This window comes from Streptomyces sp. WMMC940 (assembly GCF_027460265.1).
In the GTDB taxonomy this organism is placed as follows: Bacteria; Actinomycetota; Actinomycetes; order Streptomycetales; family Streptomycetaceae; genus Streptomyces.
The window spans coordinates 1,810,545-1,834,581 of the sequence record NZ_JAPZBC010000001.1 but is presented as its reverse complement, the minus strand read 5'-3'; the positions used below and the strand labels follow the sequence as shown (position 1 = coordinate 1,834,581).

The window sequence follows — 24,037 nt, the reverse complement described above, 5'->3', positions numbered from 1 at the left end:
ACGTGATGGCATCGGGACGCCACGGCCGTCATTCCGGTGCCTCGGGCCGTGCCATCATCGAGCATCGATCGACTAGTGGTCCGAGTTGGGAGGGCGCGTGGCGATGGAGGCCGGCCCTCGCGACAGAGAACAGCGGGCACGGAACGACCTGTCCCGTCTGAGCCCCGACGGCCCGGACGAGACCGTTGACCTGCTCGCGGACGGCGCGGACGACTCGGGAGCCGACGGCGCGGTCGAGGTGGAGCTGCGTCCGCCCCGGCGCCTCAGGATCTGGCAGCTCGCGCCCATCGTGGGCCTCGCCGCCGTCGGTTCGCTGATGTTCGCGTTCCCGCTCGCGTTCGGTTCCGGGGACGGCGGTGCGGTCGTCGCCATGCTCGGTCTCCTGATCAGCTGCTGCGCCGCGGGCTGGGGCATGATGGCCGCCCGCCGTGTCGGCCACACCTGGCCGGGCCTGCCCGAGCGCAGCTCCGGGGAGCGCCCCGACTGGCGCGTGATCGCCCTGTACGTCGTGGTGGCCGCGGCCCTCGTCGCCCTCGCGGTCTGGCGCGTGGCCCGGCTCCGCTGAGTGCCGGGACCGGCCCTTACGATGGTCGGGTGACCAGCGACGCCACCCCGACCACGCCACCGCTCTCGCCCATCGCCTTCCTGAAGGGCCACGGGACCGAGAACGACTTCGTGATCGTCCCGGACCCCGGCAACGAGATCGAGCTGCCCGCCTCCGTGGTCGCCACACTCTGCGACCGCCGCGCGGGCATCGGGGGCGACGGGCTGCTCCACGTCGTGCGCTCCGCCGCGCACCCCGAGGCGCGTTCCCAGGCGGGCGAGGCCGAGTGGTTCATGGACTACCGCAACGCGGACGGTTCGATCGCCGAGATGTGCGGCAACGGAGTGCGGGTGTTCGCCCGCTATCTGCTCCGGGCGGGCCTCGTCGGCGCAGGTGACCTCGCGGTGGCCACGCGCGGCGGCGTCAAGTGGGTGCACATCGACGAGGACGGCGACATCACCGTCGCCATGGGCCGGGCCCGGCTCCCCGAGGACGGTGTCACCGTCACCGTCGACGGCCGCAGCTGGCCCGCCCGGAACGTGAACATGGGCAATCCGCACGCGGTCGCGTTCGTCGAGGACCTCGGCCACGCGGGCGGACTGCTCTCCGCCCCGCCGTTCACCCCGGCCTCGGTGTACCCGGACGGAGTGAACATCGAGTTCGTCGTCGACCGGGGCCCGCGCCACGTGGCCATGAGGGTGCACGAGCGAGGCTCCGGCGAGACCCGTTCGTGCGGCACCGGCGCCTGCGCCGTCGCCGTGGCGGCGGCGCGCAGGGACGGCGCCGACCCCGCCGTGACCGGTGTCCCCGTCACGTACACGGTGGACCTTCCGGGCGGCCGGCTGGTGATCACCGAGCACCCGGACGGCGAGATCGAGATGACCGGTCCCGCCGTGATCGTCGCCGAGGGCCACATCGACCCCGCCTGGCTCGAGGCCCCGGCCTGAGCTGCGCTCCATCGCGTCCCGCGGCACGGGCCTCCGGCCGCGCTCCCCGGCGTCCCACGGCACGGGTCGCACCGCCGATGGGAACGCGCATCCCCTGAACCATCGCTCGAATGGGTGATCCGATTCACGCTGAGCGAGAGGTGAACTCGGCTACGTGGTGGGCTCGGTAGCATCAAGCACCGGCAGGGAGGGCACACCTGCTCCGCCCACCGCCGGTCGACGCTGCCGGAGGTGCCCCATGAGTGCAGAGGCCACCAACCCTGGTGCTCCCAGCCGCCGACGCGCCCGCCCCAGGCTCGACCTCCGTCGGCTGGGCAGAGCCGCGCTGCTCGGTCCGACAGCACGGGACCGGGTCCCCGACGCCATCGGCCACGTCGCGGAGGCGCACCGCGCCCACCACCCCGACGCCGATCTGACGATCCTGCGCAGGGCGTACGTCCTCGCCGAGTCCTCGCACCGCGGGCAGTTCCGCAAGAGCGGCGAGCCGTACATCACGCACCCGCTCGCCGTGACGCTGATCCTCGCCGAACTCGGCGCGGAGACCACGACCTTGACCGCCTCGCTCCTCCACGACACCGTGGAGGACACCGAAGTGACACTCGACCAGGTGCGGACGGAGTTCGGCGAGGAGGTCTGCTACCTCGTCGACGGCGTCACCAAACTGGAGAAGGTCGACTACGGCGCGGCCGCCGAGCCGGAGACCTTCCGCAAGATGCTCGTCGCCACCGGCAACGACGTCCGGGTCATGTCCATCAAACTCGCCGACCGGCTGCACAACATGCGCACCCTCGGTGTGATGCGACCCGAGAAACAGGCGCGCATCGCCAAGGTCACCCGCGACGTGCTGATCCCGCTCGCCGAGCGGCTCGGCGTCCAGGCGCTGAAGACCGAGCTGGAGGACCTGGTCTTCGCGATCCTCCACCCCGAGGAGTACGAACGCACCCGCGCGCTCATCGCGGAGAACGCCGACGCGGGTGACGCCCTGGCCACCGTCGCCGAGAGCGTCGGAGCCGTCCTGCGGGACGCGGGCATCCCGGCCGAAGTCCTCGTCCGGCCACGGCACTTCGTCTCCGTGCACCGCCTACGGCTCAAGCGCGGCGAGCTGTCCGGCACGGACTTCGGCCGCCTCCTCGTCCTCGTCGGCGAGGACGCCGACTGCTATGCCGTCCTCGGCGAACTGCACACCTGCTTCACGCCGTTGATCTCCGAGTTCAAGGACTTCATCGCCGCCCCCAAGTTCAACCTGTACCAGTCACTGCACACGGCGGTCGCGGGCTCCGACGGAGCCGTCGCCGAAGTCCTCATCCGCACGCACCAGATGCACCGCGTCGCCGAGGCCGGTGTCGTCGCCCTCGGCAACCCGTACACGGCGCTGGACACAGCGGACGGGGGCGGCACCGCGGGCGCGGGCGACGCCCCCGGCGGAGCGGACGGCGAGCGGGCCGACCCCACCAGGCCGGGCTGGCTCTCCCGGCTGCTGGAGTGGCAGGAGTCGGCCCCGGACCCCGACACCTTCTGGACCTCGCTGCAGGCGGACCTCGCCGAGGACCGCGAGATCACCGTCTTCCGCGCGGACGGCGGCACCCTCGGCCTTCCCGCCGGGGCGAGCTGTGTGGACGCCGCCTACGCGCAGTACGGCGATGCGGCGCACGCCTGTGTCGGGGCCCGTGTCAACGGCCGGCTCGCCGCGCTGGCCACCCGGCTGGGTGACGGCGACACGGTGCAGCCGCTGCTCGCCCAGGACGCCGCCTCCGGGCCCTCGCCGGACTGGCTCGACCACGCCCGTACTCCCGCGGCCCGGATCGCGATCACCAGCTGGCTCGCCGAGCACCCCGAGGCGGCCAAGCCGCAGGCCGCAGCGCCCCGGGCGCCCGTGTCCCCCGGCGGGGGCCGGCGGGCCGCCGCGAACGCCGTCGCGGAGGCGCCCGGCCTCCCCGACGCCCCCGTCCGGCTCGCCGGATGCTGCACCCCGGTGCCGCCCGACGTGGTGACCGGATTCGCGGTCCGCGGCGGAGCGGTCACCGTGCACCGCGGCGAGTGTCCCGGCGTGTCCCGCATGCGCGCCATGGGGCGGGAGCCGGTCGAGGTGCGCTGGGGCCGGGCGGCGGAGTGCCGCGTCACGCTGGTCGCCGAGGCGTTCGGCAGGCCCCGCCTCCTCGCGGATCTCACCGAGGCCATCGCCACGGCCGGGGCTGCGGTCGTCTCCGCCACCGTCGAACCGCCGAGCGAACAGCGCGTACGCCACACGTACACGCTCCAGCTCCAGGACGCCGCCGGGCTGCCCGCGCTGATGAGGGCGATGCGCGAGGTGGCGGGGGTGTACGACGTGAGCCGCGCCCAGCACCCGGCCTCCGCCTGAGCAGGCCCGCCGCCGTCCTTCTCAGGACGCGGACGACCGCCCTGCCCCCGGCGCCTGACCCCTTTCGGGTGTGCGCGGAGCGAGCCGCCGCGGTCCGCGTTCCCCGCGCTGGTAGCGGTGATGACATGCTGATCACCTCACGACGCCTGCGGGCGGCGTTGCTCGTCACCGCCTCGGCCACGCTGGTCGCCGCCGTACTGCCCGGCCCCGAACCGCTGGGGATCGGGGATCCGCTGTTCCCGCACCTGGGCAACCCCGGGTACGACGTCCTCACCTACGACATCGCCTTCACCTACCGGGGCGCCAACAGCAGGCCGCTGGATGCCGTGACGAAGATCGACGCACGGGCCACGAAGCACCTGGAGCGGATCAACCTCGACTTCACCAGCGGCACCGTACGGGCTGTCGAGGTGAACGGCAGCAGTGCCGAGTTCACGACCGCCGGCGAGGACCTGGTGATCACCCCGCGACGGGCCGTGGACGCAGGCACCCCCCTCGCCATCACCGTCACCCACACCAGCGATCCGAAGGGTGGGGAGGCGGGCGGCTGGGTGCGCACGACCGACGGCCTGGCGATGGCCAACCAGGCCGACGCCGCCCACCGCGTCTTCCCCTGCAACGACCACCCCGCAGACAAGGCGCACTTCACGTTCCGCATCACGGCACCGACGGGGCTGACCGCCGTGGCCAACGGCCTCCCGGTCCCGGCCGCCCGGACCGGTGCCGCCGAGCCCACCGCCAAGTCCGCCACCAGGACCTGGGTCTATCGCACCCGGCACCCCATGGCGACCGAGCTGGCCCAGGTCAGCATCGGGAAGTCGGCCGTCGTCCGCCGCGAGGGCCCGCACGGCCTGCCCCTACGGGACGTCGTCCCCGCAGCGCAGCGGGCACGGCTCGAGCCCTGGCTCAGGAAGACCCCCGGGCACATCACCTGGATGGAGAACAAGGTCGGGCGCTATCCGTTCGAGACGTACGGAGTGCTCCTGGCGCAGGCCGAGACCGGGTTCGCCCTGGAGACCCAGACGCTTTCGCTCTTCGAGACGTCGATGTTCACCGACGCCCGGTACCCGAAGTGGTACGTCGAGTCGGTCATGGTCCACGAACTCGCCCACCAGTGGTTCGGCAACAGCGTCACGCCGCGGACCTGGTCGGACCTCTGGCTCAACGAGGGCCACGCCACCTGGTACGGCTCGCTGTACGCGGAGGAGCACGCCGAGCAGCCGCTCGAGGAGCAGATGCGCGAGGCATACGCGCAGTCCGACGGCTGGCGCGCCGCCGGCGGGCCACCGGCCGCCCCGAAGCCCGCGGCACCCGGCCGGCAGCTCGGGCTGTTCCGGCCGATCGTGTACGAGGGCAGTGCGCTGGTCCTCTACGCACTGCGACAGGAGATCGGCAAGGACGCGTTCGAGACGCTGGAGCGGGCCTGGGTCGCCGAGCACCGGGACGGCACGGCGACGACGGCGGACTTCACCGCCCTCGCCCAGCGGGTCTCGGGCCGCGACCTGACCGGGTTCTTCAGGGGCTGGCTCTACGGGGAGAAGACCCCGAGGATGCCCGGGCACCCGGACTGGCGCAGTGAGGCCCCGTCGGCCCAGCGGAATGCCGCGCCCGCCGTGAAGCACTGAGTCTCCACGGGCCCTCCCGGAGCCCGGGGAGGGGCGGGAAAACCGGGGTGACGGCCGCGGCGGAGCCGTGGGACCATCGACAGGTCGGCGGCGCCGCCGGGCATGCCTCCCCCGAAGGGGGGACGGACCCGCCCGACGGTCCCTCCGCCCCGGCGCGGCACACCGGGAATGTTCCGGGACCGTGACGCGTTGTGACAATCGCGGGAGCATGCCGAGCGCATACGGTCCGCATCAGCTTTCGATCGACGTAAGGATCCAATGACCTCCTCTTCATCCACTTCCCAGGACGCGCAGAGCTTCGCGGAGACCACCCGCACCGAGAGCCTTCGGGCCGATGCCCTGATGGAAGAGGACGTCGCCTGGAGCTACGAGATCGACGGAGAGCGGGACGGCGACCAGTTCGACCGCTCCGACCGTGCCGCGCTGCGGCGTGTGGCGGGACTCTCCACCGAGCTCGAGGACGTCACCGAGGTCGAGTACCGGCAGTTGCGCCTCGAGCGCGTCGTGCTCGTCGGCGTATGGACCTCCGGGACCGTCCAGGACGCGGAGAACTCCCTCGCGGAGCTGGCCGCCCTCGCCGAGACGGCTGGAGCCCTCGTGCTCGACGGTGTGATCCAGCGCCGCGACAAGCCGGACCCGGCCACGTACATCGGCTCGGGCAAGGCCAACGAGCTGCGCGACATCGTGCTCGAGAGCGGGGCCGACACCGTCGTCTGCGACGGTGAGCTCAGCCCGGGCCAGCTGATCCACCTCGAGGACATCGTCAAGGTCAAGGTGGTCGACCGGACCGCCCTGATCCTCGACATCTTCGCTCAGCACGCCAAGTCCCGGGAGGGCAAGGCGCAGGTGGCCCTGGCGCAGATGCAGTACATGCTGCCCCGGCTGCGCGGCTGGGGCCAGTCGATGTCCCGGCAGATGGGCGGCGGCAGCGGCGGCATGGCCACCCGAGGCCCCGGTGAGACCAAGATCGAGACGGACCGGCGCCGGATCCGCGAGAAGATGGCGAAGATGCGCCGGGAGATCGCGGAGATGAAGACCGGCCGCGAGATCAAGCGGCAGGAGCGCAAGCGCCACAGGGTTCCGTCCGTGGCGATCGCCGGCTACACCAACGCGGGCAAGTCCTCGCTGCTCAACCGCCTCACCGGCGCCGGTGTCCTGGTGGAGAACGCGCTGTTCGCCACCCTGGACCCGACCGTGCGACGGGCCGAGACCCCGAGCGGCAGGCTCTGCACGCTGGCCGACACCGTCGGATTCGTCCGGCACCTTCCCCACCACCTCGTCGAGGCGTTCCGCTCCACGATGGAGGAGGTCGGCGAGTCCGACCTCATCCTGCACGTGGTGGACGGCTCGCATCCCGCACCGGAGGAGCAGCTGGCCGCCGTGCGCGAGGTGATCCGGGACGTCGGCGCGGTGGACGTGCCGGAGATCGTCGTGATCAACAAGGCGGACGCGGCCGATCCGCTCGTGCTGCAGCGCCTGCTGCGCATCGAGCGGCACGCCATCGCCGTCTCGGCCCGTACGGGCGCCGGGATCGACGAACTCCTCGCGATCATCGACGCCGAACTGCCGCGCCCGCAGGTCGAGATCGAGGTCCTGCTGCCGTACACACAGGGAGCGCTCGTCTCGCGCGTCCACGCCGACGGCGAGGTCCTGTCGGAGGAGCACACCTCCGAGGGCACGCTGCTCAAGGCGCGGGTGCACGAGGAACTCGCGGCCGCGCTGGGGCCGTACGTCCCGGCGACGCGCTGAGCCGTCCGCGGTCCGCACCGCGCGACGCCCCTTGCGAAGGCCCGCCCCGCCCGGGGCGGGCCTTCGTGGTCCACGGGGTGCGTGTACCAGACATTCGGGGCAGGGCCTGGGCTCGCCGGACAGCACGGCCCTCGGCTCGCGGGTCACCCGCCCGCGAACCTCTCGCTCATCGGCGTGCAGATCCCCTTCGCCCCTTCGCCGAGGCGCGGTCCGGCGAGCCGGCCCGCCGTCACCGGGCCGATCGACGTGTTCGGGACCAGCGCGGGCTTGCCGTCCTTGCCGGCCGCCACCCAGCCGCCACCGGAGGAACCGCCGGTCATGGTGCAGCCGATGCGCCCCACGTCGCGACTTGGAACCAGGTACCGTCCGCGGCCGTGCCGGTGGGCCCCGGAGAGTCCGGGGCCCCCGAGCAGCACTATCGGCCCGCGAACTTCCTGCTGACCGCGTCGTAGACGCCCTTGGCCTCCTCGCCGAGGCGCGGTCCGGCGAGCCAGCCCGCCGTCACCGGGCCGATCGACGTGTTCGAGACCAGCGCGGGCTTGCCGTCCTTGCCGGCCGCCACCCAGCCACCGCCGGAGGAACCGCCGGTCATGGTGCAGCCGATGCGGTACATCGTCGGCTCCTCGGCCTTCAGCGACAGCCGGCCGGGCTTGTCCTCGCACTGGAACATCCGCTCGCCGTCGAACGGCGGCGCCGCCGGGAAGCCCGTCGCCCTCACGCTCCCCACCTTCGGCACGGCCGGGGCGTCGAAGTCGACCGGCAGGGCCGAACCGACCGTCTCCTCGAGGGACTTGCCGTTGCCGCCCTTCTCGGGCGTCACATGGATCACGGCGAAGTCGTACGGTGCGCCCTGGCCGCCGGTGGCGGCGCCCTGCGAGATCCACTGCTCGGAGGTCTGCGCCCAGTCGCCCCACCACACGCCGTAAGGGGCCACCTGCTCCTTCGAGTCCCCCTTGGTGGAGGTCTTCGCGCTGTTGTTGTACGAGGGGACGAAGGCGATGTTGCGGTACCAGCCGCCCTCCTTGCCCGCGTGGACGCAGTGGCCCGCGGTCCACACCATGTTGGACTTTCCGGGGTTGGCCGGGTCCTTCACGACGGTCGCGGAGCAGACCATCGAGCCCTTGGGGCCGTCGAAGAAGACCTTCCCGGCCTCGGGGGCGTTGCCGTGGTAGGGCGCGGCGACCGGCGCGGCCTCGACCGGTTGCGGCGTCGGGTCGGTGACGCCCTCGTCACCGGAGATGTCCTCCTCCTCGACCGGCTTGTCGGGCTCCTCGGCCTCACGCATCCGGTCCGGGTCCCAGAGGTCCTCGATGATCGGGTTGACGAAGTCCTTGGCCTCCCGGAGCCAGGTGTCCTTGTCCCAGTTCTTCCACTCGCCGTTGCGCCACTTGTCCAGGTCGATCCCGTGCTCCTTGAGCCGGTCCTTGAGGTCGTCCGGGATCGTGATCTTCCCGTCGGTGGCACCGTCGGCCGCCGTTGCCGGGGCACTCGGCTTGTCCGCAGCGCCGTCCTCACCGGGGCCGCAGGCCGTTGCCGTCAGCGCGAGCGCGGCCGCGAGCGCGCCCGCCGCGAATATCGGCCTGCGAGTGGCGCTCTCCCCCCGGCGTGCGGCGAAGATCGGGCGATTGGGTCGCATGTGGTGATCCCCCTGGGACTTCATCAGTTACGTGCGTACGAACGGGATTGCCTGCGCGCACCCCGGCGACGCTGCCGGTGCCGCAACGCGGCCCCCACTATGCCGGTGCCGTTGGGGACGGTGGGCGGCAGGGCCGTGGTTCCCGGGCTCAAGGATCTTCCGGAATGACCGTGATCCCCCGCTTCCGGCGTCGTTGGTACGGACGGGGGACGCAGGCTTCCAGCGTTCACCGTCGTGCCGCGGCGGTCGACCGCCGTACCGAGGCGCGACACAACCGTGACAGTCGGAGGACGAACAACCGTGGCCGTGACCGAACCCGCTCCGCCGGCACAGCCCGTCGCACACGAAGGAATCCTGCGCCGCCAGTCGCTCCGTGAGTCGGCGGCGCGGACGTACGCCCGCTCGCTGCCCATCGTCCCGGTACGGGCCCGCGGCCTGACGATCGAGGGGGCGGACGGACGACGGTATCTCGACTGCCTCTCGGGCGCCGGGACCCTCGCCCTCGGCCACAACCACCCCGTCGTACTGGAAGCGATCAAGAAGGTGCTCGCCTCAGGAGCGCCGCTGCACGTCCTCGATCTCGCCACTCCGGTCAAGGACGCCTTCACCACCGAGCTGTTCGCCACGTTGCCGCGACCGTTCGCCGACGACGCCCGCATCCAGTTCTGCGGGCCGGCCGGCACGGACGCCGTCGAAGCCGCCCTCAAACTGGTCCGCACCGCGACGGGCCGCACCGGACTGCTCGCGTTCACCGGCGCGTACCACGGCATGACGGCCGGGGCCCTCGACGCGTCGGGGGGTGCGGCGGACGTCCGGGTGACGAGGCTGCCCTATCCGCAGAACTACCGCTGCCCCTTCGGCGTCGGCGGCGAACGGGGCGCCGAGCTCGCAGCCCGCTGGACCGAGAACCTGCTGGACGATCCCAAGGGCGGTGTCCCGTCGCCCGCCGGCATGATCCTGGAACCGGTGCAGGGCGAGGGGGGTGTGATCCCCGCCCCCGACGGCTGGCTGCGACGGATGCGCGAGCTCACCGCGTCCCGTTCCATCCCGCTGATCGCCGACGAGGTGCAGACGGGGGTGGGCCGCACCGGAGCCTTCTGGGCGGTCGAGCACAGCGGGATCGTCCCCGACGTGATGGTGCTGTCCAAGGCCATCGGCGGTTCCCTCCCGCTCGCCGTGATCGTCTACCGCGCCGATCTGGACGTCTGGCAGCCCGGCGCCCACGCCGGCACCTTCCGGGGCAACCAGCTCGCCATGGCGGCGGGTGCGGCCACCCTGGCCTTCGTACGGGAGCACCGGCTGGCGGAGCGGGCAGCCACCCTCGGCACACGCATGCTGGGGCAGCTCCAGGGCCTCGCCGCCACCCACCGGTCCATCGGCGACGTACGCGGCCGGGGGTTGATGATCGGTGTCGAACTGGTGGATCCCGACGTCGACGACCCGCAGGCCGACGTCCCGCCGGCCGACCCCGTCCTCGCCGCCGCCGTGCAGCGGGAGTGCCTGCGCCGCGGGCTCATCGTCGAACTCGGCGGACGCCACTCCGGGGTCGTCCGACTGCTGCCTCCCCTCACGCTCACCGACGAGCAGGCCCAAGCGGTCCTCGACCGCTTCGCCGACTCCCTGGAAGCGGCCGTCTGCGCACCGCACCGCCGCAACGACACCGGACCCTCTCTGTGATCCCGGACGACACCACAAGGAAGTCCCCGTGAACCCCACCCCCGCTGCCGACACCCCAGAGCCCGGCGCCCGTCCCACCGCGGACCACCACCCGAGGCACCCCCTCACGGTCGAGCCGGTGACGGTACCGCGGCAGGCCTCGGGGCCGTCCGAGGACCAGGACGCCGATCCCCGGCCGGGAACGGCGTCGGGCCCGGCGGAAGTCCCCGCCGCAGCCACGCCGGGCACCGCGGCCGACCCGCTCGACCACCCCGATCCGCTGACGGCCGCCGACGCGGGCGCCGTCGAGAACCTCCTGCGCTGCTGGGTCAGGGAGAACGACCTGCCCAGGCCCACCGGGGGGTCCCTGCGCATTCCGCTCCGGGCCAGCGGTACCGCACTGCTCGTCCCCGTCCTCCACTGGTCCCTCACCGGCTGGCACCGTTTCGGACCGCCCGTACTGGAGGGTGCTCCGGCGGACGCCCCTCCGGCCGACGCCGTCACCGTCGCGGTCCTCCTCACCCGTGAGCCGGGCGCCGACGGCGGCGCACCCGGATCCGGGGGCCTGGTGCGAAAGGACGGTGAAGGCCGCCGGTCCGAAGCGGTCGACCTCGCCGGACGCGTCGCGGACTCCGTCCGCCGCACGGCCGGCTTCATCGACGACCGACGGCGGCGCCCCGCCCCTCAGCACGGAGCCGACCTCTTCCTGACCGCCGAACAGTCACTGATCCTGGGCCATCCGCTTCATCCCACCCCCAAGAGCCGTGAAGGGCTCTCCGACGCCGAAGCCCGGCTCTACTCACCGGAGTTGTACGGCTCCTTCCCGCTCCACTGGCTGGCCGTCGACCGGGACGTACTGTCCGGCGACTCGGCCTGGACGGAAGAGGGCCGCACGGTGCCCGCAGAGCAGCTCACCTCCCGGCTCGCCGGTGGCCTCGCCCTCCCTCCCGGAACCGTCGCCCTGCCGCTGCACCCCTGGCAGGCCCGCGAAGTGACCCACCGCCCCGAAGCCGCCGCGCTGTTCGACGCGGGACTGCTCCGCGACCTGGGCCCCGCCGGTGAACCCTGGCACCCCACCTCGTCCGTCCGCACCGTGCATCAGCCCGGCGCACCGGCCATGCTCAAGCTCTCGCTCGGCGTACGCATCACCAACTCCCGTCGTGAGAACCTCCGCAAGGAACTCCACCGGGGCGTCGAGGTCCACCGCCTTCTCCGCAGCGGCCTGGGCACACAGTGGCGGACCGCGCACCCCCGCTTCGACATCGTCCGTGACCCCGCGTGGCTCGCAGTGGACACCCCGGACGGAGCGCCACTGCCCGGACTCGACGTCATGATCCGGCACAACCCGTTCGGCGCCGGTGACGACGCCGTCTGCCTCGCGGGCCTCACCGCACCCCGGCCCTGGCCGGGCCGGACGGGCAGCCACTCGCGTCTCGCCGAGGTCATCGGCGGCCTCGCCGCCCGCACGGGCCGCCCCACCGGTGCCGTCGCCGCCGAGTGGTTCCTGCGCTACCTCGACCAGGTCGTGCGCCCGGTGCTGTGGCTCGATGCCACGGCCGGTGTCGCCCTCGAGGCCCACCAGCAGAACACCCTGGTGATCATCGACCCGCAGGGCTGGCCCGCCGGCGGCCGCTACCGCGACAACCAGGGCTACTACTTCCGCGAGTCGCGCCGCGCCGAACTCGACCGCCGGCTTCCCGGCATCGGCACTCTCAGCGACACCTTCGTCGACGACGCCGTCACGGACGAACGCTTCGCCTACTACCTCGGCATCAACAACGTCCTCGGTCTCATCGGCGCCTTCGGATCGCAACGGCTCGCCGACGAACGCGTGCTCGTGGCCGCCTTCCGCCGCTTCCTCGACTCCGTCCGTCACCTCGGCTCGCCGCTGCCCGCGCAGCTCCTGGAGTGCCCCACCCTGCGATGCAAGGCGAATCTCCTCACCCGGCTGCACGGCCTCGACGAGCTCGTCGGTCCCGTCGACACCCAGTCCGTCTACGTCACCATCACCAACCCCCTCCACTCCTGAACGTCGTCCGTCCCCGAGGGGATCCCGTCTCCGTAGGCACCGGCCGGCCAGGACGGGCACCCCCGACGACCGACCTGTCCGAACTGCCGAGAGGAGAGCGCCACCCATGCCTCCCACCGACGCGAGCGCCGACACCAGCGGCTCCACCCCCTCCACCGGCGGTGGGGTGGAGGACACCCTCGAACTGCGGCTGCCCGACGAACTCGCGGCGCTCTTCGAACAGGACCGGCAACCGGGCTCCCGGGCGCCGGTGGAGCAGAGCTCCCCGGGCGCGGCGCCCGGGGAAGGCCCCGGGGGCAAGCGCCCCGACCACGCGCCGTTCCCGGGCGAGGACCTGCTGGACGCCCTCTCCGACTGGGGTGCAGTCCCCACCCCCATCGGCTCCTTCCAGCTCGTGCCCGTCCTGATCGAGCGCGATCTGCGGTTGATCAGCCGCTGGATGAACGACCCCGCTGTCGCGGCCTTCTGGGAGCTGGCCGGGCCGGAGTCCGTCACCGAGGCCCACCTCGGGAGTCAGCTGGCGGGAGACGGGCGCAGCGTCCCCTGCCTCGGCGTGCTCGACGGTGTGCCGACGGGCTACTTCGAGATCTACCGCGCCGACCTCGACCCGCTCGCACGTCACTACCCGGCCCGGCCCCACGACACCGGCATCCACCTGCTCATCGGGGGCGTCGCCGACCGCGGCCGCGGCGTCGGCACGATCCTGCTCCGGGCCGCGGCCGATCACGTGCTCGACCACCGGCCCCGCTGCGGACGCGTCGTCGCCGAACCCGACCTGCGCAACACCCCCTCCGTCTCCGCCTTCCTCAGCGCCGGCTTCCGCTTCTCCGCGGAGGTCGACCTGCCCGACAAGCGAGCAGCGCTCATGGTCCGCGACAGAGCGCTGGGCAAAGTGCTGTGACCGACCCGCTGCCCTACATACACCGCTCGAACCGCATCGGTTCCATACGAGGAGTCCCCGTGCCGAAGTCCCCTGCCACCCCAGACTCCGACGAGCCGACCGCCCTGCTCGCGCCGGCCGAGCTCAACCCGGAATCCTGGCAACGGGCGTCGGCCCGTCTGCTCGCCAAGACACTCGGTGAGTTCGCCTACGAAGAGATCATCGAGCCGCTGCCCCAGGGCCACGACGACGGCTACGCACTCCGCCTCGACGAAGGGGAGAACCTCACCTTCCGGGCCCGGCGCGGCGCATACGGCAGCTGGAGGGTCGACCCCGACTCCGTCCGGTGCGACGGAACCCCGTTCACCGATCCGCTCCGCTTCCTGACGGCCGCCCGCCACCTCCTCGCGCTCGACGGCGCCACGCTCGGCCACCTCGTACGCGAGCTGAGCACGACCCTGGCCGCCGACTGCAGGCTCGACCACACCGCACTCCCCGCCGCCCGGCTCGCCGACCTCGACTACGCCTCCCTGGAGGGCCACCAGACCGGTCATCCCTGGCTGGTCCTCAACAAGGGCCGCCTCGGCTTCTCCGCCCGGGACACCGCCCGCTGGGCCCCCGAGGCGCGGAATCCGGCACGACTCCCGTGGATCGCCGTCAGTACCCGCCTCGCCGCCTACCGAGGCGTGCGGGGACTCGACACACCCGAACTCCTCTACGCCGCGGAGCTCGACGCTCCGGTGCGCGGGGCCTTCACGGCCACGCTGACGGACCGCGGCCTCGACCCCTCCGACTACCTCCTGCTGCCCGTGCACCCCTGGCAGTGGGACCAGGTGCTCCTGCCCCTCTACGCCCCCTCCATCGCCCGCGGCGAGATCGTCCCGCTCACCACGGACGGCGACCTGCGGCTCCCGCAGCAGTCCATCCGCACCTTCCTCAACACCAGCCGCCCCGACCGGCACACCGTCAAGCTCCCGCTGTCCGTGCTCAACACCCTCGTCTGGCGGGGGTTGCCCACCGAGCGCACGCTGGCCGCGCCCGCCGTCACCTCATGGGTCCACGGACTGAGCGACCACGACCCCTTCCTCCGCGACGAGTGCCGAGTGATCCTGCTGGGGGAGGTGGCCTCGGTCACCGTCGAGCACCCGCACTACGACCGGCTGCCCGAGGTGCCCTACCAGTACAGGGAACTGCTCGGCGCCATCTGGCGGGAGCCCTTGCGGCTGCCCGCCGGGGAGCGTGCGCGCACCCTCGCCTCGCTCCTGCACACCGACCCCGCGGGCCGCGCCTTCTGCGCCGAACTGGTCGAACGCTCCGGGCTGGCTCCCGCCACCTGGCTGCGGCACCTCTTCGCCGCCCTGCTCCCGCCCCTGCTGCACTTCCTCTACCGCTACGGCACGGTCTTCTCCCCCCACGGGGAGAACGCCATCGTCGTCTTCGACCACCACGACGTGCCCGTACGTCTCGCGATCAAGGACTTCGTCGACGACGTGAACGTCAGTGCCAGGGCCCTGCCGGAGCTGGGCGCCATGCCCGACGACGTGCGAGCGGTCCTGCTCACGGAGGAGCCCGGCTTCCTCACCCAGTTCATCCACTCCGGTCTCTTCATCGGGGTGTTCCGCCATCTCGCCCCGCTGTGCGAGGAGCAACTGGGCGTACCCGAGTCCCAGTTCTGGTCCCTCGTCCGCGCGGAGATCCTGCGCCACCAGTCCCGCTTCCCCGAGCTCAAGGACCGCTACGAGCTGTTCGACCTGCTCACTCCGCGTATCGAGCGTCTCTGCCTGAACCGCAACCGGCTCCACCTCGACGGCTACCGCGACCGCTCCGAGCGTCCGCACGCCGCCGTCCACGGCACGGTCCGCAACCCGCTGAGCATGTGATGGCGCAGCGCTCCGGCCGGGACCGGACCGCGCTGTCAGCGGCGCCCCGTAGGGTGGGCGGTCTATGACGAAGCCATCCCTCCCCGAGCTCCTCCACGCCGCGGTCGCCGCCGTCGGCGGGGTCGAAAGGCCTGGCCAGGTCACCATGGCCGAGTCCGTGTCCGAGGCCATCGACGACGGGTCCCATCTGCTCATCCAGGCCGGCACCGGTACGGGCAAGTCGCTCGGGTACCTGGTCCCCGCGCTGGCCCACGGGGGTCGCGTGGTCGTCGCCACGGCGACGCTCGCGCTGCAGCGCCAGCTCGTGGAGCGGGACCTTCCGCGGACGGTGGACGCCCTGCACCCGCTGCTCCGCCGCAGACCGGAGTTCGCCATGCTCAAAGGCCGGTCGAACTATCTGTGTCTGCACCGGCTCCACGAGGGCGTCCCCCAGGAAGAGGAGGACGGGCTGTTCGACTCTCCCCTTGCCTTCGGCACGGGGAACCCCACCTCGGCCACCGGCCCCACCAGCAAGCTGGGCCAGGATCTGATGCGCCTGCGCGACTGGTCCGACGAGACCGAGACCGGCGACCGGGACGACCTCACCCCCGGGGTGTCCGACCGGGCGTGGTCGCAGGTCTCCGTGTCCTCCCGGGAGTGCCTCGGCGCGAGCAAGTGCGCCTACGGGGCGGAGTGCTTCGCGGAGATGGCGCGGGAGCGCGCCAAGCTCGCCGAGGTCGTCGTGACGAACCACGCCCTGCTCGCCATCGACGCGATCGAGGGCGCCCCGGTGCTCCCGCAGCACGAGGTGCTGATCGTGGACGAGGCCCATGAACTGGTCTCGCGTGTCACCGGCGTCGCCACCGGCGAACTCACTCCCGGCCAGGTCAATCGCGCGGTGCGACGCGCCGCCAAACTGGTCAACGAGAAGGCGGCCGATCAGCTCCAGACGGCCGCCGAGGGCTTCGAGAGGCTGATGGAGCTCGCACTGCCCGGCCGCCTCGAGAAGATCCCGGAGGACCTGGGGTACGCACTGCTGGCGCTGCGCGATGCCGCCCGCACGGTGATCTCGGCGCTGGGCGCCACCCGCGACAAGTCGGTCCAGGACGAGGACGCCGTCCGCAAGCAGGCGCTCGCCTCGGTCGAGTCCGTCCACGAGGTCGCCGAGCGGATCAGCCACGGCTCCGAGTTCGACGTGGTCTGGTACGAGCGCCACGACCGATTCGGAGCGTCCCTGCGGGTCGCCCCGCTGTCGGTCTCGGGTCTGCTGCGGGAGAAGCTCTTCGCCGACCGCTCGGTGGTGCTCACCTCCGCGACGCTCAAGCTGGGCGGCGATTTCAACGGTGTGGGCGCGTCGCTCGGGCTGGCCCCCGAGGGCACCGAGGGCGAGGACCTCGCCGTCTGGAAGGGCGTCGACGTCGGCTCGCCGTTCGACTACCCGAAGCAGGGCATCCTCTATGTCGCGAGGCATCTGTCCCGTCCGGTGCGGGACGGCGGACGGGACGACATGCTCGACGAGCTCACCGAGCTGATCCAGGCGGCCGGAGGCCGCACGCTCGGCCTGTTCTCCTCGATGCGGGCGGCCCAGCTCGCGGCCGAGGAGCTGCGTTCCCGCATTCCCGAGTTCCCGGTCCTGCTTCAGGGCGAGGAGACGCTCGGGGAGCTGATCAAGAACTTTGCGGCCGATCCGAAGACGTGTCTGTTCGGCACGCTCTCCCTCTGGCAGGGGGTCGACGTCCCCGGTCCGAGCTGCCAGCTGGTGGTGATGGACAAGATTCCTTTCCCACGCCCGGACGATCCCCTGATGAGCGCCCGCCAGAAGGCCGTGGAGGAGGCGGGCGGGAACGGCTTCATGGCCGTGGCGGCCACGCATGCCGCGCTGCTGATGGCCCAGGGCGCCGGCCGGCTCGTACGGGCAACGGGAGACCGTGGTGTGGTCGCCGTGCTCGACCAGCGGCTGGCCACGGCGCGGTACGGGAGCTATCTGAAGGCGTCACTGCCCGAATTCTGGTACACCACGGACCGTAATCAGGTGCGGCGCTCCCTTGCGGCCATCGACGCGACGGCGAGGGCGGACGGGAAATAGGCCGGGAGAAGGAGAGGCGGGCAGGCGCCGAGGTCGCTCCGTGAGGCGGCGCGGGCGCTCCTTGCGACGGGGACTGCGGGACAGGGTGCGGCCTCCCCGCCGTCGCAACGGGGCCCCGGGACCGGCGCAGTGGGTCCCGGGGCCCGGCCAGAGCGACGGAGTGTGCTCACACCCGCCGAAGCACCGCCACCACCTTGCCGAGGATCGTCGCCTCGTCGCCGGGGATCGGTTGGTATGCGGCGTTGTGGGGGAGTAGCCACACGTGGCCGTCCTCGCGCTTGAAGCGCTTGACCGTGGCCTCGCCGTCCAGCATGGCTGCCACGATGTCGCCGTTCTCGGCGACCGGCTGACGGCGGACCGTGACCCAGTCGCCGTCGCAGATCGCGGCCTCGATCATCGAGTCACCGACGACCTTCAGGACGAACAGCTCGCCGTCGCCGACCAGCTGCCGGGGGAGGGGGAAGACGTCCTCGACCGACTCCTCGGCGAGGATGGGGCCACCGGCGGCGATACGGCCGACCAGGGGCACGTACGAGGCGGCGGGCTTGCCCGTGGTGTCAGTGGGCTGCGTGGCCGGCTGGTCCGAACCGCGCACCTCGTAGGCCCGGGGCCGGTGGGGGTCGCGCCGGAGGAAGCCCTTCCGCTCCAGGGCCATGAGCTGGTGGGCCACGGACGACGTGCTGGAGAGGCCCACCGCCTGGCCGATCTCACGCATCGACGGCGGGTATCCACGGCGCTGCACCGAGTCACGGATCACCTCGATGACCCGGCGCTGGCGGTCTGTGAGGCCGGAGCTGTCCGCGCGGATCCCTGGAGGTCGACCGGGCAGCGAACGAGCGGGGCGCGCGGGCTCTGCGCCCTCCGGGGTCGTGGCTGCGTCATTCATGGCATGCACCGGCTCGAATCGGTTCTGGGAGCGGTCCTGGGCAGTGATGGTGGCACTGTCAGCGGTGGTGGTCACGTCGGCCCCTCTCGAGATGGTCTCCCTAGCTGGACAACGGTAGTTGCTTTCGAAAGGTTGCGCCAAACACACGTTCGAGTGAAAAAACGCAGATCACCTTACGCTCGCATGTGGCTGGGTGTATAGGAGGTCGCGATCGCGCCGGGGGTCCGGGGCGTCGCGCCGGCCCTCGCGGCCGGGCGTGAGCTGCGGGGGTGTCCACCGCCAGTCTGTCATCCGGGGTGCCGGAAAGAGGTGACCGCGGCCCCCCGGAATCGGATGCGCCGGGCCCCTCCCGTAGTCTCGTGGCCGGCCCGGCGGGCGGCCGCGGACCGCGGGGCGCCCTCTCCCGTGGCGCGACACGCTTCCGGGTGGGATTGGCGACCAAACCCCAGATCTAGTGGTTGGATTGTCCCGGCCGCCCAGAAGTTGTGGTCCCCGGTCCATCAAGGCCGCGGCGATCGCCTATGCTTGTGGCTGCTTCGAGGGGGCCGATGCGCCCCTGCGGGGCTGTTCAGTCGTGCTGTGAAGGAGGGTTGGGAACCATGCACTGCCCCTTCTGCAGGCACCCTGACAGTCGTGTCGTCGACAGCCGGACCACGGACGACGGCACGTCGATCCGCCGCCGCCGCCAGTGCCCCGACTGCTCCCGTCGATTCACGACGGTCGAGACCGCGTCGCTGATGGTGATCAAGCGCAGCGGGGTGACCGAGCCCTTCAGCCGTAACAAGGTCATCTCCGGCGTGCGCAAGGCGTGCCAGGGGCGACCCGTCACCGAGGACGCCCTCGCCCAGCTCGGCCAGCGGGTCGAGGAGGCGGTGCGCGCCACCGGCAGTGCCGAGCTGACCACCCACGACGTGGGTCTGGCCATACTCGGCCCCCTGCAGGAGCTCGACCTCGTCGCGTACCTGCGATTCGCGTCCGTGTACCGAGCGTTCGACTCGCTCGAAGACTTCGAGGCCGCCATCGCGGAGCTGCGCGAGCAGCGGCCACCAGCAGAGGAGAGCGGGCCCGGTGCGACCCAGGAGGTCCCCGAGCCCGCCAGGGCCGCCGACTGATCGAACGGCCCGCGGGGGCGGGGCGGGGATCGGCCGCGGAGCGGCAGTGGAGACCTGTCACGGGTACGGCGCACGGCGCTGCGCCCATGACATCAGACAGAGACTGTGCCACGGGAAGATCTGGGCACTTCAGGGCGTTTTCGCCCGTATATGGGAGGCGGCATGACAGAGACGACGAGCGGCCCGGCACGAGGTTCCCGAGCCAAGGGATCCAAGGCTGCCGCGGCCCGGCAGGGCCTGCGTGTCGAGCGCGTCCACACCACCCCCGGCGTGCACCCGTACGACGAGGTGGCCTGGGAGCGCCGTGACGTCGTCATGACCAACTGGCGCGACGGCTCGGTCAACTTCGAGCAGCGTGGCGTCGAGTTCCCCGACTTCTGGTCGGTGAACGCGGTCAACATCGTCACCAGCAAGTACTTCCGGGGCGCGGTCGGCACCCCGCAGCGCGAGGTGAGCCTGAAGCAGCTCATCGACCGCATCGTGAAGGCGTACCGCAAGGCCGGTGAGGACTACAAGTACTTCGCCTCGCCCGCCGACGCGGAGATCTTCGAGCACGAGCTGGCGTACGCCCTCCTGCACCAGATCTTCAGCTTCAACTCGCCGGTGTGGTTCAACGTCGGCACTCCCCAGCCGCAGCAGGTCTCCGCCTGCTTCATCCTGTCCGTCGACGACTCCATGGAGTCGATCCTCGACTGGTACAAGGAAGAGGGCATGATCTTCAAGGGCGGCTCCGGTGCCGGCCTGAACCTCTCCCGGATCCGCTCCTCCAAGGAACTGCTCTCCTCCGGCGGCAACGCCTCCGGGCCGGTCTCCTTCATGCGCGGGGCCGACGCCTCCGCCGGAACGATCAAGTCCGGTGGCGCGACGCGGCGGGCCGCCAAGATGGTCATCCTCGACGTCGACCACCCCGACATCGAGGACTTCATCGAGACCAAGGTCAAGGAGGAGGAGAAGATCCGCGCGCTGCGCGACGCGGGCTTCGACATGGACCTGGGCGGCGACGACATCACGTCCGTCCAGTACCAGAACGCCAACAACTCCGTCCGCGTGAACGACGAGTTCATGAAGGCCGTCGAGTCCGGCGGGAAGTTCGGCCTGCGTGCCCGGATGACCGGCGAGGTCATCGAGGAGGTCGACGCGAAGTCGCTCTTCCGCAAGATGGCCGAGGCGGCGTGGGCCTGTGCCGACCCGGGCATCCAGTACGACGACACCATCAACCACTGGCACACCTGCCCCGAGTCCGGCCGGATCAACGGCTCGAACCCGTGCAGCGAGTACATGCACCTGGACAACACGTCCTGCAACCTGGCCTCGCTGAACCTGATGAAGTTCCTGAAGGACGACGGCAAGGGCAGCCAGTCCTTCGACGTCGAGCGCTTCCAGAAGGTCGTCGAGCTCGTCATCACGGCGATGGACATCTCCATCTGCTTCGCCGACTTCCCGACCCAGAAGATCGGCGAGAACACCCGCGCCTTCCGCCAGCTCGGCATCGGCTACGCCAACCTGGGCGCCCTGCTGATGGCCACCGGCCACGCGTACGACTCCGACGGCGGCCGCGCCCTGGCCGGTGCCATCACCTCGCTGATGACCGGCACCTCCTACCGGCGCTCCGCCGAGCTCGCCGCGGTCGTCGGCCCGTACGACGGCTACGCCCGCAACGCCGAACCGCACCAGCGGGTGATGAGGCAGCACGCCGACGCCAACGCCACGGCCGTCCGCATGGACGACCTGGACACCCCGGTCTGGGCCGCGGCCACCGAGGCCTGGCAGGACGTGGTCCGCCTCGGCGCGAAGAACGGTTTCCGCAACGCTCAGGCGTCCGTCATCGCCCCGACCGGCACCATCGGTCTCGCGATGTCCTGCGACACCACCGGCCTGGAGCCCGACCTCGCGCTGGTCAAGTTCAAGAAGCTCGTCGGCGGCGGCTCGATGCAGATCGTCAACGGCACCGTGCCGCAGGCGCTGCGCCGTCTCGGCTACCAGGAAGAGCAGATCGAGGCGATCGTCGCCCACATCTCCGAGCACGGCAACGTGATCGACGCCCCGGGCCTGAGGACCGAGCACTACGAGGTCTTCGACTGCGCGATGGGCGAGCGCGCCATCTCCCCGATGGGCCACGTCCGGATGATGGCCGCGATCCAGCCGTGGATCTCCGGCGCCCTCTCCAAGACGGTCAACATGCCGGAGACGGCGACCGTCGAGGAGGTCGAGGAGATCTACTTCGAGGCCTGGAAGATGGGCGTCAAGGCCCTTGCGATCTACCGCGACAACTGCAAGGTCGGTCAGCCTCTCTCCGCCAAGAAGAAGGAGAATAAGCAGGAGATCGCCGAGAAGGCCGAGGAGACCATCCGTACCGCGGTCGAGAAGGTCGTCGAGTACCGCCCGGTCCGCAAGCGCCTGCCCAAGGGCCGTCCCGGCATCACGACCTCCTTCACGGTCGGCGGCGCCGAGGGCTACATGACCGCCAACTCCTACCCGGACGACGGTCTCGGCGAGGTCTTCCTGAAGATGTCGAAGCAGGGCTCCACCCTCGCGGGCATGATGGACGCCTTCTCCATCGCCGTCTCGGTCGGTCTGCAGTACGGCGTGCCGCTGGAGACCTACGTCTCGAAGTTCACGAACATGCGCTTCGAGCCGGCCGGCATGACGGACGACCCGGACGTGCGGATGGCGCAGTCGATCGTCGACTACATCTTCCGCCGCCTGGCGCTCGACTTCCTGCCCTTCGAGACCCGCTCGGCGCTCGGCATCCACTCGGCCGAGGAGCGCCAGCGGCACCTGGAGACGGGTTCGTACGAGCCCGCCGAGGACGAGGTGGACGTCGAGGGCCTGGCCCAGTCCGCCCCGCGCCGGCAGGAGAGCCTGAAGCCGGTCTCCGACCCGAAGGCCGAGACCCCGGCCCCGCAGCAGGCCCACACCTCCGCGGAACTGGTGGAGATGCAGCTCGGCATCAGCGCGGACGCGCCGCTGTGCTTCTCCTGCGGCACGAAGATGCAGCGTGCGGGCTCCTGCTACATCTGCGAGGGCTGCGGCTCGACGAGCGGCTGCAGCTGATACCGGGCGGCCCGCGCCGGGTGCCACGCCCGGCGCCGTCCGAACCCGAGGCGTGATCCGCGGGAGGGACACCGGCTCGTCGCCGGTGTCCCTCCCGCGCTCGTCTCCCTCGCACGGCGACCGGGCCGGTCAGACGGACCGGCCGGCGCCGGACGGTCCCCGGGCGACGAGGGACGGGCAACACCGGTCCCCCGGGGCGGGTGCGGCGGCTCGGGCGTGGGCCGGACCGGGCCCGCCGGGAAGACTCCGCTCAGGCCGGTGCCGTGCCCATCAGCTCGGCGAACTCGGCCGGGTCGGCGCGGAAGCCGTGCAGGACCGGACGCAGTTGCCATGCTCCCGCGTCGTCCCGGGTGAACTCCGCGACCGTGGCTGCCGAGGCGTCCGGGACGGCCGAGAGGTCGTGGCTCGCCAGCTCCACCGGACCGTCGAGTATCCGGACCCCGGTGTTCGGGACGTCGGAGAAGGACTTCTCCGCGTTCCGCTGCTGGATGACGACACCGACCACGACCCTCGCGTAGGCAGCCGCCAGCCGTTCGAGTTCGAGGGTCATCACCTCGTCCGCGCCGAAGCCCTGCCCGGTGCGGCTGTCCCGGTCCAGGGTGATGGTGCCGTCGGGCGACCGGCTGTCGAAGTGCACGAGATAGGCGGGCCCGCCGTGCGGGGCGTCCGCCCTGTAGGCGGCGGCGACGATGTCGAGGTCATGGGCGGCCGCTCCGATGGGGCTGGGGTCCCACTTCAGCGTCACCTGGACCTTCCGGAGCCCTTTGCTGAGACTGCTCACCCGAATTCCCTTCCTCGTGGACGGCCGAGGCCCGCCAGGACGGTGGACCGGCCGTCAACTCCCCGCGTCACGTGCGAGTTGTCATCGTGTCATGTGACCGCCGACGTCCGGGGGCGGCCGGGAGGGGGCGGCTCGAACCGGTCGGGTCGGTGACCGGAGGCGTACGTTCACCCGGGAGAGTGACCAAGGCCACGTCCCCTGGCCGTACGATGGCGCGGTGCTGGTCAAGTGGATTCGCTGCACCGTCGTGGACCGTAGGGGGTTCGAACGCGGGCAGCGGAAATGGGCGGGGCTGCTGGGGGAGCCGGGCTTCCGGGGGCAGGGCGGCGGCTGGAGCAGGGGACGGCCGGACGTCGCGCACGTGTTCGCGTTCTGGGAGACCCGAGCGTTCTACGACTCCTTCATGGCGCGGTCGCACGACCGCCTCGCGTCCGCCCAGTCGGGCACGTACCGGAACCTCCAGGCGAAGCTCTTCGACCATCGTTTCGACGTGAAGACCGGATTCGAGCCGCGCTTCACGGACGCGGACGTGGTGCGGGTGGCGCACTGCAAGGTGCACGAGCACCGGGTCGAGCACTTCTCCCTGATGCAGGAGAAGGTGTGGAACCCGGCGATGGCGGGGTCCCCGGGCATGGTGCGGGGGCTCTTCGGCGAGGCGCCGGGGAACGAGTTCCTGGTGCTGTCCATGTGGCGGTCGGCCGCCGAGCACGGCAAATACCGGGTGGAGCGGGTGGAACGGCTCTCCCTGAGGGCACAGACGGAGGCGGACATCGCGGCGCTGGCCGGCGACGTCGTGGAGCTTCAGTCGTCCTGGACGGTGTGACCGCCCGGCGG

17 protein-coding genes are annotated in these 24,037 nt (G+C 71.6%); 13 read left to right on the top strand and 4 right to left on the bottom strand.

Annotated features, from left to right (window positions below):
* The first annotated feature begins 103 nt into the window (after positions 1-103).
* The 5 genes from O7595_RS08000 to hflX all read left to right on the top strand — a co-directional run bounded on the left by O7595_RS08000 (position 104) and on the right by hflX (position 7,224).
* Complete coding sequence (locus O7595_RS08000; RefSeq protein ID WP_269732415.1) at positions 104-565, top strand: hypothetical protein; 462 nt, start codon at positions 104-106, stop codon at positions 563-565.
* A 29-nt stretch (positions 566-594) separates the two neighbouring features.
* Positions 595-1,491, top strand: a complete 897-nt coding sequence (gene dapF / locus O7595_RS07995) for a diaminopimelate epimerase (RefSeq protein ID WP_269728036.1) — start codon at positions 595-597, stop codon at positions 1,489-1,491.
* Between the two features lie 238 nt (positions 1,492-1,729).
* A complete protein-coding gene (locus O7595_RS07990; RefSeq protein WP_269728035.1) occupies positions 1,730-3,850 on the top strand; it encodes a RelA/SpoT family protein in 2,121 nt (706 codons plus the stop codon).
* A 125-nt stretch (positions 3,851-3,975) separates the two neighbouring features.
* Positions 3,976-5,475 carry a M1 family metallopeptidase gene (locus tag O7595_RS07985; RefSeq protein WP_269728034.1) on the top strand — a complete coding sequence of 500 codons (1,500 nt, stop codon included), beginning with the start codon at positions 3,976-3,978 and terminating at the stop codon, positions 5,473-5,475.
* Between the two features lie 258 nt (positions 5,476-5,733).
* Positions 5,734-7,224: a GTPase HflX gene (hflX, locus tag O7595_RS07980; protein WP_269728033.1), complete on the top strand. Its 1,491-nt coding sequence runs from the start codon at positions 5,734-5,736 to the stop codon at positions 7,222-7,224.
* Positions 7,225-7,367: 143 nt separating this feature from the next.
* On the opposite strand, the gene O7595_RS07975 is transcribed toward hflX, so the two are convergent.
* Together O7595_RS07975 and O7595_RS07970 are read right to left on the bottom strand one after the other, a co-directional pair.
* Entirely contained in the window at positions 7,368-7,565 is a 198-nt protein-coding gene (locus tag O7595_RS07975; RefSeq protein WP_443071582.1) for a hypothetical protein, read from the bottom strand.
* Positions 7,566-7,639: 74 nt separating this feature from the next.
* A complete protein-coding gene (locus O7595_RS07970; RefSeq protein WP_269728032.1) occupies positions 7,640-8,860 on the bottom strand; it encodes a trypsin-like serine peptidase in 1,221 nt (406 codons plus the stop codon).
* 300 nt (positions 8,861-9,160) lie between these two features.
* Here O7595_RS07970 and O7595_RS07965 point away from each other — a divergent pair, with 300 nt between their 5' ends.
* The 5 genes from O7595_RS07965 to O7595_RS07945 all read left to right on the top strand — a co-directional run bounded on the left by O7595_RS07965 (position 9,161) and on the right by O7595_RS07945 (position 17,370).
* Entirely contained in the window at positions 9,161-10,537 is a 1,377-nt protein-coding gene (locus O7595_RS07965) for a diaminobutyrate--2-oxoglutarate transaminase family protein (protein ID WP_269728031.1), read from the top strand.
* Between the two features lie 28 nt (positions 10,538-10,565).
* Entirely contained in the window at positions 10,566-12,545 is a 1,980-nt protein-coding gene (locus tag O7595_RS07960; protein ID WP_269728030.1) for an IucA/IucC family protein, read from the top strand.
* 106 nt (positions 12,546-12,651) lie between these two features.
* The gene (locus O7595_RS07955) at positions 12,652-13,446 is read left to right on the top strand and encodes a GNAT family N-acetyltransferase (protein ID WP_269728029.1); all 795 of its coding nucleotides are present in this window, start codon (positions 12,652-12,654) and stop codon (positions 13,444-13,446) included.
* Positions 13,447-13,505: 59 nt separating this feature from the next.
* Entirely contained in the window at positions 13,506-15,305 is a 1,800-nt protein-coding gene (locus tag O7595_RS07950) for an IucA/IucC family protein (RefSeq protein WP_269728028.1), read from the top strand.
* A gap of 64 nt (positions 15,306-15,369) precedes the next feature.
* On the top strand, positions 15,370-17,370 hold the full coding sequence (locus tag O7595_RS07945) for an ATP-dependent DNA helicase (protein WP_269728027.1): 2,001 nt from the start codon (positions 15,370-15,372) through the stop codon (positions 17,368-17,370).
* 166 nt (positions 17,371-17,536) lie between these two features.
* On the opposite strand, the gene lexA is transcribed toward O7595_RS07945, so the two are convergent.
* Positions 17,537-18,331, bottom strand: a complete 795-nt coding sequence (gene lexA, locus O7595_RS07940) for a transcriptional repressor LexA (RefSeq protein ID WP_093651710.1) — start codon at positions 18,329-18,331, stop codon at positions 17,537-17,539.
* 524 nt (positions 18,332-18,855) lie between these two features.
* On the opposite strand from lexA, the gene nrdR reads away from it, so the two are divergent.
* Both nrdR and O7595_RS07930 read left to right on the top strand, forming a co-directional pair.
* Entirely contained in the window at positions 18,856-19,368 is a 513-nt protein-coding gene (gene nrdR / locus O7595_RS07935; protein WP_269728026.1) for a transcriptional regulator NrdR, read from the top strand.
* A gap of 162 nt (positions 19,369-19,530) precedes the next feature.
* Positions 19,531-22,422, top strand: a complete 2,892-nt coding sequence (locus O7595_RS07930; protein WP_269728025.1) for a vitamin B12-dependent ribonucleotide reductase — start codon at positions 19,531-19,533, stop codon at positions 22,420-22,422.
* A gap of 250 nt (positions 22,423-22,672) precedes the next feature.
* On the opposite strand, the gene O7595_RS07925 is transcribed toward O7595_RS07930, so the two are convergent.
* On the bottom strand, positions 22,673-23,203 hold the full coding sequence (locus tag O7595_RS07925; protein ID WP_269728024.1) for a TerD family protein: 531 nt from the start codon (positions 23,201-23,203) through the stop codon (positions 22,673-22,675).
* A gap of 217 nt (positions 23,204-23,420) precedes the next feature.
* On the opposite strand from O7595_RS07925, the gene O7595_RS07920 reads away from it, so the two are divergent.
* Entirely contained in the window at positions 23,421-24,026 is a 606-nt protein-coding gene (locus O7595_RS07920; RefSeq protein ID WP_269728023.1) for a YdbC family protein, read from the top strand.
* Positions 24,027-24,037: the final 11 nt, after the last annotated feature.